We start from the raw sequence: 14,801 nt of genomic DNA, 5'->3' as shown, positions 1-14,801 counted from the left end.
ATTAAATGGCTGCAGTAAATAAAGTATTGGTCATTGGTGGTGGTTTCTCCGGTATGGCCACAGCAATTAAAATGCGCAGTCATGGCATTCAAGTTGATCTTGTTGAGATTGATCCTGAATGGTGTGAATTGGGAGCTGGTATCAGTATCAATGGCGCATCTATGCGTGCATTAGAAAACCTTGGGCTTTATCAGCAAGTTGTTGAACAAGGTTGTGTTACTGATGGCGTCGCTATTCACTTAGCTCATGGTCCTTTAATTATGGAGCTGCCAACACCAAGCCCAGTTGGTTCCTCTGTGGGAGGCAGTGGCGGTATTTTTCGTCCTACTCTCGCTCGCATTATGTCTACTGCGACACTTGAGTCTGGTGTCAATGTCCGCTTGGGCTGCACCTATACAGACATTCAACAGACTGAATCTGGCGCAGTTGTGACTTTTACAGATGGAAGTACGCACGACTATGACCTTGTTGTTGGTGCAGACGGTGTGCACTCAAAAATACGCAAAGAATTCTTCCCTGAAGTGGCTGATCCTGAATACATAGGTCAGGGCGTGTGGCGTGCGATTATGCCACGTACCGCTGAGATCAATCGTGTGACCATGTGGATGGGAGATCACCTTAAACTTGGTGTAAACCCAGTATCTGATACTCATATGTATATGTTTATTACAGAAGACCGTCCAACGAAAGAACACATTGATAAAGAAACTTGGCCGCAAATTTTCGCAGGATTGATGGAACATTTTCCTAATCCAACCATAAAAGCGTTGATTCCACATGCATTAAAAGAAGAGGCAAACATTGACTACCGTCCGCTTGCTAATTTGTTAGTCAAAACGCCTTGGAACAAAGGTCGTCTAGTGATGATAGGCGACACAGTAGCGGCGACGACGCCTCATCTTGCGTCTGGCGCAGGAATTGGTATCGAAAGTGGAATCGTATTAGCGGATGAGTTGGCGGCTAATGATGATGTCCAAGTGGCGCTTGATAAGTTTCATGATCGTCGTTGGGATCGTTGTCGCATGGTGGTCGAAAACTCCGCTCGCTTGTGCCATATCGAGATTAATGGTGGCGATAAAGCCGAACACTCAAAAATTATGGGACAGTCACTAATAGCGTTAAGTCAGCCGATTTAAAACTCCCTTGGGCAGTGTGACACGTTTGTGTTCACTGCCATTTTTTATTTACCGATATGTGTGCTTTTTAACATTAGAGAGGTTACTCCATGAGTTTTCCCGATATTTACCGTGTTGTGACGGGCCATGATGAAAATGGTAACGCGATTATTTTAGAAAACGGTCCACTTAATACTGTGATGGATCTTGAAGCCGTTCCAGGTACTAAGTTTCATGAAGTATGGAATACCAGCGATACACCGGCCCCCATCACCAATGCTCAAACCGATCCAACTATAGGGCCTGTGGTTTTACCACCGATGAAAGCGGGCACCCGAATTCGCTTTGTTGATATTCCGCCAGACACTGAGGAGTTTTTGACTCATGGTAAAGGCAATATGAAGGAAATGTTTTCAAAAGTTGGTGATGAAGATGCCTCCACAGTAAAAGAAGATTCCCCTCATCCTTTGATGCATCGCACTGAATCAGTGGATTACGGCATTGTTATTGAAGGTGAGTTGACCTTGATTGTTGATAATGGCGAAGCTATTTTAAAGCCTGGTAGTGTCGTTATTCAGCGTGGTACTAACCATGCGTGGGCGAATCGCTCAGGAAAAATGTGCCGTATTTTATTCATCCTAATCGGTGGACAGTACGACGATCAATTGGCTAATGCCTTAACTAAATAAGGAGTCATAAAATGAAATTCGCAACTCTACCGAATGGCACCTTAGATGGTCGTCTAGTCGTTGTTTCAAAAGATTTAACCAAAGCTGTCGACGCCACAGTTATTGCGCCTAACTTATTATCAGTAGTACAAAATTGGCAAGAAAAAGCCGCCGATCTTCAGGCTTTGTACGACTTATTAAACGCAGGAAAAGCAGATTATACCTTTGATTTTGACCCATCGGCTTGTCTTGCGCCATTGCCAAGAAGCCCGCAGTGGTTAGACGGCTCTGCGTTCATCAATCATGGTAAATTGATGGAAGAGGCGTTTAATACTAAGCCTATTCCTGACTTTGACACCATTCCGGTGATGTACCAAGGCGCGAGCGATGATTTTCAAGGTCCAACTGCAGATATTCTGATGCCAAATGAAGAGGATGGTATCGACTTTGAAGGTGAGTTTGGTGTGATTACAGGGCCAGTACCTATGGCGGCAACTCTGGACGAAGCAGCTCAAGCGATTTGTTTGTTGGTACAAATAAACGATTGGAGTCTGCGATCGTTTGGGCCTCGTGAAATGGCAACGGGATTTGGTTTTATACAAGCCAAGCCTTCATCAAGTTTTGCACCAGTTGCGGTTACTCCTGATGAAATGGGTGATGCTTGGAAAAATGGACGTTTTAATTTGCATCTTAACATCACATGGAATGGTGAGCGTTTTGGTGAACCTCATGGCAGTGAAATGAATTTTTCTTTCCCTGAATTGATCGCTCATGCGGCACGAACTCGCAAATTAAATGCAGGCTGTATCATAGGATCGGGTACCGTTTCTAATAAATCTCGAGATGCTGGATCGGCGTGTATTGCCGAGCGACGAGTGATCGAAAAAATCGATCTAGGTGAGATTAAAACTCAGTATATGCGTTTTGGTGACAGTGTCCGTATGCAGGCGAAATTTGATGATGGTCGCGATGGCCCATTTGGCGTGATCGAGCAAAAAATCATAGCGAACAAATAAATAAGGGCTGTCAGATGCATGTATTAATTACGGGCGCAAATGGCTTTGTTGGACAAGCGCTGGCAAACCATATCCTGTCCCAAGGCTGTGTTGGAGAAAGCAAGGTCTTGCGTTTGACCTTGTTAGATCGTCAGTTTGATAATGCTGTTGATAGCTCGTCACTTGGTTTAGTGGTTGAGCAACATAGTGGTGACCTTGCAGACGATCAATGGCTGAAAGACACACTGGGGCGTTTCCCCATGGATGTTATTTACCATCTGGCCAGTATTCCCGGTGGCATGGCGGAAAAAAATGATCAGCTCGGCCGCAGTGTGAATATTGATGCCACGATGGCCTTACTGGATCTCTGCAAAACTCAAACGGAATCGATAGGGCACAAACCTGTATTGGTGTTCGCTAGTAGCATTGCGGTCTTTGGCATCATGCCAGATTTGGTCAACGATGATACTCCGCTGAAACCTCAGATGAGTTATGGCGCCCATAAAATCGTTGGTGAGGTGATGATTAATGACTTTAGTCGCCGTGGCTGGGTCGATGGCCGCTCATTGCGTTTACCCGGTGTGTTGGCTCGTCCGCCAGCAGAAACGGGTCAACTTTCGGCTTTTTTAAGTGATATTATTCGTGAGTTATCCCAAGGCTATGCTTTCGTTTGCCCTATGTCGGCACAAGCAAAAACATGGGCATCGTCTTTGCCAAACATTATTGAAAACCTTATCCATGGTGCAGCAGTAGAAGAAAGCAAACTAAAGGTGACTAGAACCTTTACCTTGCCCACTCTCTGTTTCAGCATGGCAGAAATGGTCGATGCTATTGGCTTGGTTTATAAGCAGAACACGAAAGAACTCGTTAGCTATGAGCCAAATCCAATGATTGAAGACTTGTTTGGGTGCTTTCCATCGCTAGAAACCCCTTCTGCCGATGAAGTGGGTTTTAAGCATGATGGCGATCTTAATAAGCTAGTAGAACGGGCTTTATTAAAATGAACACACTATTTTCACTACAAGATAAGGTGGTATTGGTTACTGGCGCATCCGGTGGATTGGGTTCAGCCATTGTTGATACCATGGCCGCTTATGGTGCTAAGGTTATTGCTTCCGATCGGACAAATCAGTATGTCGCGAAAAATGGCGTGGTTTTTATTGCTTGTGATCTAAGTCGTAACGAGGGCATCGATAAACTGGTTGAACAAGCCAAGGCGGTTTACGGCCGTATTGATGTTTTTGTGTCGAATGCTGGCGTACAAGGACCGGCTGGGCCAATAGAGTTAATCAGCGATGACGACTGGGATTTGGTCATGTCGATCAATCTAAAAAGTGCATTACGACTTTGCTCTGCGTTGATTCCTGATATGGCTGAACGAGGGCAAGGGTCCGTAATTTTAATGTCTAGTATTGCCGGATTAAGAGGTAATAAAGCCATTGGTCTCTATGGTTTATCTAAGGCCGGGTTGGCGCAGCTAGCGCGGAACTTAGCTGTTGAGTGGGGACCTAGAGGGGTTCGAGTGAACGCCATTTCTCCCGGTTTGATCCGAACGCCTTTGGCGACTGAATTACTTGAAAACGAGCAATTTATGCAACGCCGATTACTCGCCACACCACTTCGTCGAGTCGGTGAACCAGAAGAAATCGCCAGCGTGGCGGTGATGCTGGCAAGTAGGGCGGGTGGCTTTATTTCTGGACAAAATATCGTTGTTGATGGCGGTACTATTATCAGCGATGGCAATTAGTAGATATTGTCATGTTTTTATAAGAGTAGGCGGGTTGCTTGAAAGTTAGAAGAAATTCACACAATAGCGGCAGAAATCCGTAAGGAATATTAGTTAATCACGTCAAAGCTTATATTTTGATCCATGCTGACTTTGTTCTAGAGAGTCTCATGGGAGAAAATAACAAAGTGTGTCTGATTGATTTTGATGTTTTCTCTACAAATAGTGTTAAGTAGAGCATAAGCGCTTCGTCATGAAATGCCTATGCTCTACTGGTATTGAGATATTAAGCAATGGAACTACAGATGTATTTCATTTCTAAATAATCTTCGATTCCGTACTTAGAGCCTTCGCGACCAAGGCCCGATTGTTTAACACCGCCAAAAGGCGCGACTTCATTTGAAATTAAGCCAGTATTATGACCAACCATGCCATATTCTAAGGCCTCTGATACACGAATCATGCGAGCATGATCACGAGTAAAGAAGTACGCTGCTAGACCAAAAATAGTGTCATTGGCCATCGCGATGGCTTCTTCTTCCGTATCGAATGAGAAAAGAGGAGCGAGAGGGCCAAAGGTCTCTTCTTGAGCCACATTCATTTCAGGAGTTACACCCGTTAGGATCGCTGGCGTGATAAATAATCCACCCAAACGATCGCCTCCATGAATCAAAGTCGCGCCTTTGCTAACAGCATCCTTGATGTGTTCTTCTACTTTTAGAATAGCTTTTTCTTCGATCATAGGGCCAATATCTGTGCCTGCTTCGGCGCCATTACCCACTTTTAGGGCTTTGACTTTTTCCGTTAGCTTGGCGGCAAACGCATCGTAAACGCCACGTTGAACCAGAATTCGGTTTGCGCATACACAAGTCTGACCGGCATTACGGTATTTAGAGGCCATTGCTCCTTCAACTGCTTTATCAAGGTCAGCATCGTCAAAGACGATGAATGGCGCGTTACCGCCTAATTCAAGGGACACTTTTTTGATGGTGTCTGCACATTGTGCCATCAATAAACGACCCACTTCAGTGGAACCTGTAAAAGACAGTTTGCTTACAACATGGCTGTCAGTTAGCACTTTACCTATTTTGCTTGCAGAGCCTGTTACAACTTGGAATACGCCCGCTGGAATACCCGCACGTTGGGCTAATTCTGCAATGGCTAGAGCGGTAAGTGGGGTTAAATCGGCAGGGCGAACAATCATCGAACAACCTGCTGCCAAAGCAGGAGCGGCTTTACGCGTGATCATGGCTGCAGGAAAATTCCAAGGTGTAATCGCCGCGGTAACACCGATAGGTTGACGAATAACTGTAAGTCGTTGGTCTGCTCGTGGTGCAGGAATAGTGTCGCCGTAAATGCGTTTGGCTTCTTCCGCGAACCATTCGATAAAAGAAGCAGCATAAGCAATTTCGCCTTTCGCTTCAGCTAACGGTTTACCTTGCTCAGACGTCATCAGTAAGGCTAAGTCATCAGAGTTCTCAAGCATTAGCTCAAACCAGCGGCGCAAAATAGCAGAGCGTTCTTTCGCGGGTAAAGCTGCCCATTTTTTTTGTGCGATTTTAGATGCTTCGATCACCGCAGGGATTTCTTCAGGAGAAAGGTGAGGAATCTCTATAATAGTTTCACCTGTTGCTGGATTAGTAACAGGGTGTGTGGTTTTTGCCTTTGCTTCAACCCACTCGCCATTGACTAAACAACGAGACTTAAGAAGGGACATATCCTTTAACATGAGTATCACCTATTTGTTGGTAAATAAAGTAAGTTATTCTTGTACTAATCACATCTCTATTATCAAATCTTCATCGATCAAAGTAAATAGGTTAACATGTTAACTAATTTTCTTTGATAAAGAGACTGTCGTATGAATATAAAATTATCAGTTGTTGACCAAAGTCCAGTACATGGATCGCATAGTAAAAAAGATGCGCCTTTGTTAACGGTTGAATTAGCTAAACATTGTGATGAATGGAATTACCATCGTTATTGGGTTGCAGAACATCATGACAGCGTGCATTTCGCTAATCCTTGCCCTGAGATCTTAGTCGCGCATTTGGCCAGTATTACGCAACGTATCAAAGTTGGCAGTGGCGGTGTGATGCTGTCTAACTATAGTCCATTAAAAGTGGCAGAGTGCTTTTCTATGTTGGCATCACTCTTTCCTGGACGTATTGATCTTGGTGTAGGGCGTGCTCCTGGTGGTTCTGCTATGACATCTGCCGCTTTAGCCTTTCCTAATAAAGCCTCGAACGGTCAGTTTTATGCTGAACAGGCGGATTTGCTAGCAAGCTTTATTCACGGGTCATTTAAAGACAACCATCCCTTTAGCTCGATCCATGTGATGCCAGAAGTACGTGATGTACCGGATTTATGGATGCTTGGATCAAGTGGTGGTAGTGCTGAGCTGGCTGGGCAGTTAGGTTATCATTTGGCTTTAGCGCGATTTATTGATTCTGAAAATTGCCATCCACGTATCTTTGATGCTCACCAAAAAGCTTGGCAACAGGCAGGGCATGAGCACCCATTACAGCGCATGTTGGCGATTGCTTGTATTTGTGCAGATACGGAAGGTGAAGCGAAACTTCGAGCAGGAACCGCAGTGTATCGTAAGTTTGCTACTCATATAGGAGAGCGGGAAGACTTTTTAACACCAGCTCAAGTTCGCGATAGATATCATGCGATGCCAGCATCTCATCAAGCTTTGTTTGATCGTATTGAAGCCAGTTATACGATTGGCACACCAGAGCAATGTTGGGCTGAAATGGAATCTCTGGCTGAGGCATTTAACACTGATGAAATTTCTCTTGTTACTGTGACACATAGCCAATCGGATCGTTTAGATAGTTATCGTTTGTTGGCAAAAAACTTATAGGAAGTGGCATTTCATAATGTGCCAAAATAAAAAACAGGCTGATTCATCAGCCTGTTTGAACTCATAATTACTCTATAAATTAAGGATTATGCGGCACTTAATTGAGCTTTGTTTACTTTAATTGGCGCCGTTTCTGTTAGGAAGAAAGCTAGCAGTAGAGCAATTAATGATCCTGCAGCGGCAATCCACATGACGATTTGAAGGCCATAAGCATCGGCAGCAAAACCTGCTACTACCGGCGTAATGAAGCCACCGAATAGTTCGCCAATTCCCATAATCAAACCTAGCGCCGTTGCCACTTGTGTAGCTGGAACGGTTTCAGCCGGAATGGTCGCCATAAACAAAGTAAAACAGCCAAGTCCAGTATAGGTTAGGAAAATTAGCGGAAGCATAGTGCTAGCGTCATCAACAAACAGTAAAACCATTGGGCACAGAGTGGCAATCATGGTGAATAAAATTAACATAGGTTTGCGGCCAAATCGGTCAGATAAAGCGGAAACAATGAATCCCCATACCATCCAAGCAAAGCCAAGGCTACCCATGATGCCTCCCATGACTTCTGGACTGAAACCTTTTACTTGCATTAGATAAGTCGGTGTAAAAGACACTAAGGTGATGAACCAAGAAATGTAGAAACAAGAGATTAAAATGCACAGTAGGATATTTTTGTTTTTCAATAAGGTTTTGATGTCTGCTTTGTTGCTAATTGCATGACTTCTTTGCAAGTCTTGATGCACATGTTTATTTCGCACAAAAAACATCATTAATGCAGCAATTACCAAGCCTGGAATAATTGTTGCGTAAAATGCACTGCGCCAGCCGTAATCTGTTGCAATCCAGATAAGTATCGGAGGCGCAATAACCGCTCCAATTAATCCTGGAGCAGACGCATTGACCAAGCCCATATTTAAGCCACGGCGTTTTGGTGATGAGGCTGAAGCCAATAAAGATTGTGAAATGGGGAGTACAGGTCCTTCTGCAACGCCCATTAGTCCACGGAATATTAGTAGGCTAATGAAGCTGGTTACCATGCCTGACAACGCAGAACAAAGAGTAAAAGCAATAACAGACAGTACTAAAATGTATTTTTTTGATTCCTTGCGGTCTGCATAGGCACCTAATGTCATACCAGATAAGGCCCACATTAAAGATAGGGCAGAAGATAGCATTCCTAAATGGCTATTGTTTAGGCCCAAATCCTTTGCGATAAAAGGAAACAAAAAAGACAGCGCTAAGCGGTCAAAAAAGACAAAGCCAAACCCTATAAAGAGAATGACGAGTAGGCGATTTTCATAAGAGTTTATTTTCATTATTAGATCTCTCGTTCGTTATTGTTATTAGTCGTTGAGAATAAATTCAGCACAACGCTCTGCGATCATGATGGTCGGAGCATTGGTATTACCTGACACAATGGTAGGCATAATAGAGGCATCGCAGATGCGCACACCTTTTACTCCATTAACACGGAGCTTAGTGTCGACAACGGCTTGTTCATCAGAGCCCATGCGGCAAGTGCCAACCGGGTGGTAAACGGTCTTAGCGTGGCTGCGGATATGCGCTTCTATTTCAGCATCTGAAATATCTTCTTTTGCGGATGGACGAAGTTCTTCGCTGATCAGTTCTGCCATGGCAGGTGCCCGTATAATCTTGCGGGCTAGTTTGACGCCACGGATAAGCGTATCTACGTCGTCACGGTGTGATAACGCACCGCTTTCGAAAATCATCGAGTCTGTTGGGTCGGCGCTGCGTAGGCGAGCGAATCCTCGAGATTTAGGTCGTAAGAAACAAGGGTTTATGGAAATGCCGTGACCTTCGATAGGCTCGCGGTCTACGTCACCAACTAAAGTAGGTAGTACATGGAATTGAATGTCAGGGCGACCACAATTGCTGGTATCAACAAAGCCACCTGATTCAACAACGTTAGAAGTCAATAAACCCGTTTTAAAACAAGTCCACTGGAAACCATAAGACAGTGCTTTGAGGCCTTTATCACTGCCTAGTAAGCTGATTGGCTGTTTCGCACGACCATAGATACTGACTTCTAGATGATCCTGATAGTTTTCACCCACTTCTGGAGAATCGTAAAGCGTTGATATGCCATGTTTGGATAATTGCTCTTTTGGACCAATACCAGACAACATTAATATTTTGGGGGTTGATAATGCACCAGCGGTTAAGATGATTTCTTTCTTCACAGAAAGTATTTCTATTTTGCCTGACTCATTACGCAACTCAATACCTGTCGCATTGTTATTACCATCAAATATAATCTTGTTAACGTAGCACCCTGTTCGAATTTCTAGATTTGGTGCGTTCTCTACTTCTTTGAGATAAGTTGCAGCGGTACTACCACGACGACCATCAAAAGTAGTTGTGTGATAGAAGCCAATGCCATCTTGTTTGTCGCCATTAAAGTCGTCGTTATAAGGGATGCCCGTTTGTTGCGCGGCTTTTAAAAAAGCTTGGCTGAGGGGGTGGCGAAAACGAGTGTCGCTGACACGCAGAGGGCCATTTGTACCGTGAAATGGTTCGCTTAGACGCATATGGTTTTCTGAGCGTTTAAAAGCAGTTAATACGTTGTCCCATCCCCAACCATCGCAGCCATTGCGTTCCCATTCATCGTAATCTTCTTTCTGGCCACGGATGTAAAGCATAGCATTGATTGAGCTACCTCCACCTAGGGTCCGACCTTGCGGCACGTAGGTTTTTCGGCCGCCAGCGTCTGGTTGAGGTTCGCTTTCATAAATTACAGATCGCTTCGACCCAATAACACGAATGAAAGTGGCTGGCATTTGAACGAATATAGAATCGTCTTTTGGACCATCTTCCAGTAAAACTACGTGAAAACCTGCTTTTACAAGTCTATGTGTCACAGTGCAACCTGATGAGCCACCGCCCACCACGATGAAATCAATGGACTTCATGAGTAAACCTCTCGATCTTATTATTGTGTTTGGGTGTTTATATGGATGAGCATAGAGGTTTATTGAGAGGGAAAATTGACTTGATCGGACTGGCAGTTTTACTCTGCCGGACATTTTGAAAAGAGATCATAACTTCGAATATAGTTAACATGTTTACTAATTATTTGGCGAGGGGTATGATCAAACTTAGATCGTTTAGATATTCATCCTTAAAAAAACAAAAACTATATTGAGGGATTTATGTCATTTTCAGGACAAGTTCGAGTATCAACTCGAGATATAGACCTTATGTCTCGACGGCATTATTGGGAAGAGGCGGTTAATCAATATGTGATTCATATTGATTGTCCAATCGCCTCGGATTCACCGTTAGAGGCGGAACTTCGACATTCTCACGGCGATATTATTAGCGTGAATCATATAGAGGCGAATAGGCACTCTGTGCAGCGTAGCCGTATTGATATTGATGAAGACGGTCGTGATGGTTTTTTTATTTGTCTAATGACAAAGGGAAATGGTTATTCATATCAAGGTATGGATTGCGCGAGTCATATGTCAGGAGACATGGTCATTTATGACACCGCTAAACCCTATGGACATGGCTTTCCTAATAATATGGGAATGTATGTTTTAGATGTTCCTCGATCCATTGCCGAAAGAGAGTTAGGGGTTGTTGATAACCTCATTAAAATAGACCGTAATTTGCAATGTGGTACTTCATCAACGAGTGCGATTTTTAAATTATTAGAGAGTAGTATCGATAGTCATCATACTTTTCAGCTAAAAGCAGAAGAGGTGATACACCATATTCAGGTACTGTCTGGATTACATGGCGCAAAATTTAATCAAAAAAATCGGAATTTATTATTTTTTAAATGTAAGGCGTTCATTGAACAGCATTTAACGTCAGCAGATTTAAATGCAGAAATGATAAGTAGTCATTTATTTGTGTCGTGCCGCCAAATAGCCAGAGCATTTGAAGCTCATGGTATGACTATGAGCCGATATGTTTGGCAATCAAGATTGAATAAAAGTCGTGAAGACATTCTAAATTTAGATAATTTGAGTATTACGGATATCGCTTATAAGTGGGGATTCAGTCACTCTTCGCATTTTAGTCGTGCTTATAAACAGTATTTTAATGAGTCGCCTCAAGCAACTAGAAAACAAAAAAGGCAGAATCTTGTGTAAGAGCTGCCTATTATTGAGCTTGTTTAGCTTTCTAATGCAATAATATCGCTCAATAGTCGGCTCAGTTCTTTAAGCTTATCTTCACCTAGCTTTTCGATGATTCGTTGGTATGCAGCATCCACTTCTGGACGGAATTCTTTAACAATTTTATTGGCCTTTGGCGTTAATGAAAGCAGGGAAATACGCTGATCTGTAGGCGATTTTTTGCGTATCAAGAAGCCATCTTCTTCAAAACGCGTAATAATGCGCGTCAAACTTGGGCTAAGAATGCAACATAGATGAGCCAGTTGTTTAGCCTCTAACTCTTTATGATCATTTAAAACGCGTAAGACTCGCCATTGCTGTTCTGTAAAGCCTGCTTTTTGTAGTACAGGCCTAAAAAAAGTCATTGATGATTCACGGGCTCTTAATAATTGCAGTGTCAGGGAGTCTTCTAGTCTTTTCATGTAATCTCGATAATTCCTTAAAGTATGATTTTGATAATATCAAATACGCCTTCTAAAGAAATATTAGCGTATAGGCCTGTTGTTATCTTTTGCTAGGATGGTTCTGTGAGTGATATTTGCTAAAAGTGTACAGGCTAAGATGGCAAAGGCAATCATATGGAGGCGTAGCTCAATTATTAAAGGAACGGCTTGAGTAAAGATCCCGCCGAAACTGAACAGAAGAAAGCCAAGCAGCCCTACAGCGGTATCTGCTAATTCATCCGCAGTGCCTATCGCAGCACTTTATAGAGTAGAGAATGGGGCTCATAGGTACAATTAACAACTTAACTTGTTAAATAAAAGGCTATTATACATGCATAAAAAAATCCCACGAGGGGATTTTTTATGCTTTTATCAAAAATGCCAATGAATAGCAGTTATTCTTGCTATCTAAGAGCTAAGTCAGTTGAGTCAATAACCGATGTAGCTGTTGCTTGAAGTTGGTCAGCTCTTCTTCTTTTAAATTAGAAAAGATATCTTCCTGCTGCTGGTCTGATATTGCCCATAAACGTTCCGCCATGTCATGGCCTTTTTCTGTTAGGGCTAGATCGTTATTAATTAACCCAAAACTTTTCAGACTTTCGACACCGCTTACTACATCAACAGATGGGATGGTCACTAGATTGGCTAAATCTTCAATGGTTATTCCAGTCGTGTCACTTAATACAAGCAATAAGCGAGCTTCACTGGTGCTAAGGCCAGTTGAAGACTGTTTTGGTAAATAGTTCTCTTGAATTTTTTGCAGAACTTTATGCATAAGGTAAATGGCGCTGTCATGTAAGCGAGCAAGCGTTTTGTCCGATGCAACGTTTTGAGCAGGTGTTTTTGCGCCAGTAAAAGGGATCGCACCTGCATAGCTGCCTTGTACATAAAGCAAAGGTGAGCGGCCATAGTTTGCAAACTCAACGACTTTACCAATCATGATCCAGTGGTCGCCACCATCAACGATTTGATATTTTTCACATTGGAAATTGGCTGCGGTATTGGTGAGTAGCGGCGCGCCACCGACACCCGACAGTTTCTCAATATTAGCAAATTTATCGTCGCTTGGCTTCGCGAAATTGTTGGATAAATCAATTTGATCCGCCGCTAAAATATTGACAGCAAAATGGTCTGAATTTTCAAATACGGTATAACTGCTTGATGTTTTAACAATGCTCCACAGTACAAGTGGCGGATCAAGAGATACGGAGTTAAAGCTATTAGCCGTTACGCCAACTTGTGTTCCATCAGAGGACTTTGCGGTAATAACAGTAACACCTGTCGCAAAGTTGCCAAGGCAACGGCGGAATTCTTTAGGGTCGAAGTTCATAGTATTCTCTCTTATTCTTATGTGTATTCTGTTCTAGCCATGAATCGCCATGGCTAGACACTTGTATCTAGATATTCGTATCGCTTTTATTAAAGTAGAGATGGGTCTGGTTCTAAGCCCATTAATTCGCGTCCAAATATTTGTGCGCAAACGTCGTAATCTGTGTAAGCGTGAGCGCCTGTGACATGGCTATCACGGAATAAGCGTTGCGCTTCTTTATCCAAATACCAGTGGCTTGCTCCCATGCTACTGAATAAACGATCTACCGCATCAATACACATTTTCACCACATAAGCTTGATTGGTTCGCCATTCGGCCAACTTTGCTTGATCAGGATAGCGATGAGCTTCGGCGTATTCCGCGTGTTCATCCCACGTTTTCTCTAGAAAAGCTCGAGCCGCCATTACTTGATGAGTTGATTCTGCAATACGTAATAACGCTGGTGTGGCAGTACCAACTTTGGCTCCGGTATAGGCACGAATTCGACCTTGAGTCGCTTCTTTAAATACTGCCAACATACGCTCTGCTATGCCTAAGCTGATCGCAGAGAAACCTGAAGCAAAGTAAGGGCGGTAAGGAGCGTAAAAAATTTTACTGTCTGGGTATAAGCCAAAGCCGCCAGATTTACCTTCCATCATATCTTTGGCTTTTTGAATTCTGTGCTCTGGTACAAATTTGTCACGAATCACTAAGGTCTTCGTGCCGCTGCCTTTCATTGCGGCGGCATGCCAGTCGTCATCGATGCTGTAATCCGTCGCAGGAATCAGTGCAAAACAATGGTCCTTTTTGCCTTCTTTATTTTCTCTTAGAAAACCACAAAGTGCCCATTGGGCATGATCACAGCCGCTGCTCCAGCGCATATCCCCCGTAAAAATGACACCGCCATCGGTTTCTTGATATTTACCGAAAGGGGCAATACTGCTGCTGGCCAACATATTCGGATTGTCTTGCCAAATATCGTCCTGTGCTTGTTTAGGGAATAAAGCGATTTGATGGCTGTGAGTACAAAGTAAACTAAATGCCCAAGCGGTACTTGCGCAGGCTCCAGCTAGTGCCGCGATACAGTCACCGAATTCAGGTAGAGAGTTTTCGTAACCGCCATAGGCTTTTGGTAGAAAGGCTTTGTGTAATCCCACTTTTTTAAGCAGTTCAATATTTTCAGTAGGTACTTTTCTAAGATCTTCCGCTTTGTCTGCATTTTTAGCGATTTCAGGAAGTACTTTTTTTAGCTCTTCTAATAATGGGTTTTGACGTTTCATGTGTTCTGTCCTCTTATTTTTTTTGTATCTAGTCCACACAGTATTGGTATTTGGTGATCTTTAATGAATGTGTTTTTCAGGCAAACCTTAGGACTTTTCTAGAAATTATTAAAAGGATTGATATTTGAATGATTTTAAAAAAGCACATTAAGCAATAAAAAATGCTTGAAATTAGTTAACATGTTCACTAATTTAGTGGCTAATAAAATGATCGTCGAAAAGGGTAAATCGTAAATTTTAGGTATGAGATGCGTTAC

13 protein-coding genes are annotated in these 14,801 nt (G+C 43.1%); 7 read left to right on the top strand and 6 right to left on the bottom strand.

Going from position 1 to position 14,801, the window contains the following annotated elements; genetic code table 11:
- Nucleotides 1-5: 5 nt before the first annotated feature.
- The 5 genes from CCS02_RS08955 to CCS02_RS08935 all read left to right on the top strand — a co-directional run bounded on the left by CCS02_RS08955 (nt 6) and on the right by CCS02_RS08935 (nt 4,525).
- Nucleotides 6-1,136 carry an FAD-dependent oxidoreductase gene (locus CCS02_RS08955; protein ID WP_100186988.1) on the top strand — a complete coding sequence of 377 codons (1,131 nt, stop codon included), beginning with the start codon at nt 6-8 and terminating at the stop codon, nt 1,134-1,136.
- 89 nt (nt 1,137-1,225) lie between these two features.
- Nucleotides 1,226-1,804: a cupin domain-containing protein gene (locus CCS02_RS08950; RefSeq protein WP_100186987.1), complete on the top strand. Its 579-nt coding sequence runs from the start codon at nt 1,226-1,228 to the stop codon at nt 1,802-1,804.
- Between the two features lie 11 nt (nt 1,805-1,815).
- Nucleotides 1,816-2,799 carry a fumarylacetoacetate hydrolase family protein gene (locus CCS02_RS08945; RefSeq protein ID WP_100186986.1) on the top strand — a complete coding sequence of 328 codons (984 nt, stop codon included), beginning with the start codon at nt 1,816-1,818 and terminating at the stop codon, nt 2,797-2,799.
- A 14-nt stretch (nt 2,800-2,813) separates the two neighbouring features.
- Nucleotides 2,814-3,782 carry an NAD-dependent epimerase/dehydratase family protein gene (locus tag CCS02_RS08940; RefSeq protein WP_100186985.1) on the top strand — a complete coding sequence of 323 codons (969 nt, stop codon included), beginning with the start codon at nt 2,814-2,816 and terminating at the stop codon, nt 3,780-3,782.
- Entirely contained in the window at nt 3,779-4,525 is a 747-nt protein-coding gene (locus CCS02_RS08935; RefSeq protein WP_100186984.1) for an SDR family NAD(P)-dependent oxidoreductase, read from the top strand. The genes CCS02_RS08940 and CCS02_RS08935 overlap by 4 nt, the downstream gene beginning before the upstream one ends.
- A 265-nt stretch (nt 4,526-4,790) precedes the next feature.
- Here CCS02_RS08935 and CCS02_RS08930 read toward each other — a convergent pair whose 3' ends face one another.
- A complete protein-coding gene (locus CCS02_RS08930; RefSeq protein WP_198432071.1) occupies nt 4,791-6,233 on the bottom strand; it encodes an NAD-dependent succinate-semialdehyde dehydrogenase in 1,443 nt (480 codons plus the stop codon).
- Between the two features lie 132 nt (nt 6,234-6,365).
- Here CCS02_RS08930 and CCS02_RS08925 point away from each other — a divergent pair, with 132 nt between their 5' ends.
- Entirely contained in the window at nt 6,366-7,373 is a 1,008-nt protein-coding gene (locus CCS02_RS08925) for an MsnO8 family LLM class oxidoreductase (RefSeq protein ID WP_100186983.1), read from the top strand.
- Nucleotides 7,374-7,459: 86 nt separating this feature from the next.
- Here CCS02_RS08925 and CCS02_RS08920 read toward each other — a convergent pair whose 3' ends face one another.
- Nucleotides 7,460-8,683, bottom strand: coding sequence for an MFS transporter (locus tag CCS02_RS08920; protein WP_100636372.1), 1,224 nt, complete (start codon nt 8,681-8,683; stop codon nt 7,460-7,462).
- Nucleotides 8,684-8,710: 27 nt separating this feature from the next.
- The gene (locus CCS02_RS08915; RefSeq protein ID WP_100186981.1) at nt 8,711-10,297 is read right to left on the bottom strand and encodes a GMC family oxidoreductase; all 1,587 of its coding nucleotides are present in this window, start codon (nt 10,295-10,297) and stop codon (nt 8,711-8,713) included.
- 240 nt (nt 10,298-10,537) lie between these two features.
- On the opposite strand from CCS02_RS08915, the gene CCS02_RS08910 reads away from it, so the two are divergent.
- Entirely contained in the window at nt 10,538-11,488 is a 951-nt protein-coding gene (locus CCS02_RS08910; RefSeq protein WP_100636371.1) for a helix-turn-helix domain-containing protein, read from the top strand.
- Nucleotides 11,489-11,511: 23 nt separating this feature from the next.
- Here CCS02_RS08910 and hpaR read toward each other — a convergent pair whose 3' ends face one another.
- The 3 genes from hpaR to CCS02_RS08895 all read right to left on the bottom strand — a co-directional run bounded on the left by hpaR (nt 11,512) and on the right by CCS02_RS08895 (nt 14,544).
- Nucleotides 11,512-11,934: a homoprotocatechuate degradation operon regulator HpaR gene (gene hpaR / locus CCS02_RS08905; RefSeq protein ID WP_072838336.1), complete on the bottom strand. Its 423-nt coding sequence runs from the start codon at nt 11,932-11,934 to the stop codon at nt 11,512-11,514.
- A 436-nt stretch (nt 11,935-12,370) separates the two neighbouring features.
- The gene (locus tag CCS02_RS08900; protein WP_100186979.1) at nt 12,371-13,285 is read right to left on the bottom strand and encodes a p-hydroxyphenylacetate 3-hydroxylase reductase component; all 915 of its coding nucleotides are present in this window, start codon (nt 13,283-13,285) and stop codon (nt 12,371-12,373) included.
- A gap of 89 nt (nt 13,286-13,374) precedes the next feature.
- Nucleotides 13,375-14,544, bottom strand: coding sequence for a p-hydroxyphenylacetate 3-hydroxylase oxygenase component (locus tag CCS02_RS08895; protein ID WP_100186978.1), 1,170 nt, complete (start codon nt 14,542-14,544; stop codon nt 13,375-13,377).
- Nucleotides 14,545-14,801 lie beyond the last annotated feature (257 nt).

This window comes from Marinomonas sp. ef1, from assembly GCF_002806845.1.
Lineage (GTDB): Bacteria > Pseudomonadota > Gammaproteobacteria > Pseudomonadales > Marinomonadaceae > Marinomonas > Marinomonas polaris.
The sequence above is the reverse complement of the archived record's forward strand: the minus strand, read 5'-3'. Positions and strand labels throughout refer to the sequence as shown.

Excerpts from the sequence above, each read along its gene's own strand:
- CCS02_RS08955 (WP_100186988.1), top strand. The coding sequence starts at position 6 with ATGGCTGCAGTAAATAAAGTATTGGTCATTGGTGGTGGTTTCTCCGGT.
- CCS02_RS08950 (WP_100186987.1), top strand. The coding sequence starts at position 1,226 with ATGAGTTTTCCCGATATTTACCGTGTTGTGACGGGCCATGATGAAAAT.
- CCS02_RS08945 (WP_100186986.1), top strand. The coding sequence starts at position 1,816 with ATGAAATTCGCAACTCTACCGAATGGCACCTTAGATGGTCGTCTAGTC.
- CCS02_RS08940 (WP_100186985.1), top strand. The coding sequence starts at position 2,814 with ATGCATGTATTAATTACGGGCGCAAATGGCTTTGTTGGACAAGCGCTG.
- CCS02_RS08935 (WP_100186984.1), top strand. The coding sequence starts at position 3,779 with ATGAACACACTATTTTCACTACAAGATAAGGTGGTATTGGTTACTGGC.
- CCS02_RS08930 (WP_198432071.1), bottom strand. The coding sequence starts at position 6,233 with ATGTTAAAGGATATGTCCCTTCTTAAGTCTCGTTGTTTAGTCAATGGC.
- CCS02_RS08925 (WP_100186983.1), top strand. The coding sequence starts at position 6,366 with ATGAATATAAAATTATCAGTTGTTGACCAAAGTCCAGTACATGGATCG.
- CCS02_RS08920 (WP_100636372.1), bottom strand. The coding sequence starts at position 8,683 with ATGAAAATAAACTCTTATGAAAATCGCCTACTCGTCATTCTCTTTATA.
- CCS02_RS08915 (WP_100186981.1), bottom strand. The coding sequence starts at position 10,297 with ATGAAGTCCATTGATTTCATCGTGGTGGGCGGTGGCTCATCAGGTTGC.
- CCS02_RS08910 (WP_100636371.1), top strand. The coding sequence starts at position 10,538 with ATGTCATTTTCAGGACAAGTTCGAGTATCAACTCGAGATATAGACCTT.
- hpaR (WP_072838336.1), bottom strand. The coding sequence starts at position 11,934 with ATGAAAAGACTAGAAGACTCCCTGACACTGCAATTATTAAGAGCCCGT.
- CCS02_RS08900 (WP_100186979.1), bottom strand. The coding sequence starts at position 13,285 with ATGAACTTCGACCCTAAAGAATTCCGCCGTTGCCTTGGCAACTTTGCG.
- CCS02_RS08895 (WP_100186978.1), bottom strand. The coding sequence starts at position 14,544 with ATGAAACGTCAAAACCCATTATTAGAAGAGCTAAAAAAAGTACTTCCT.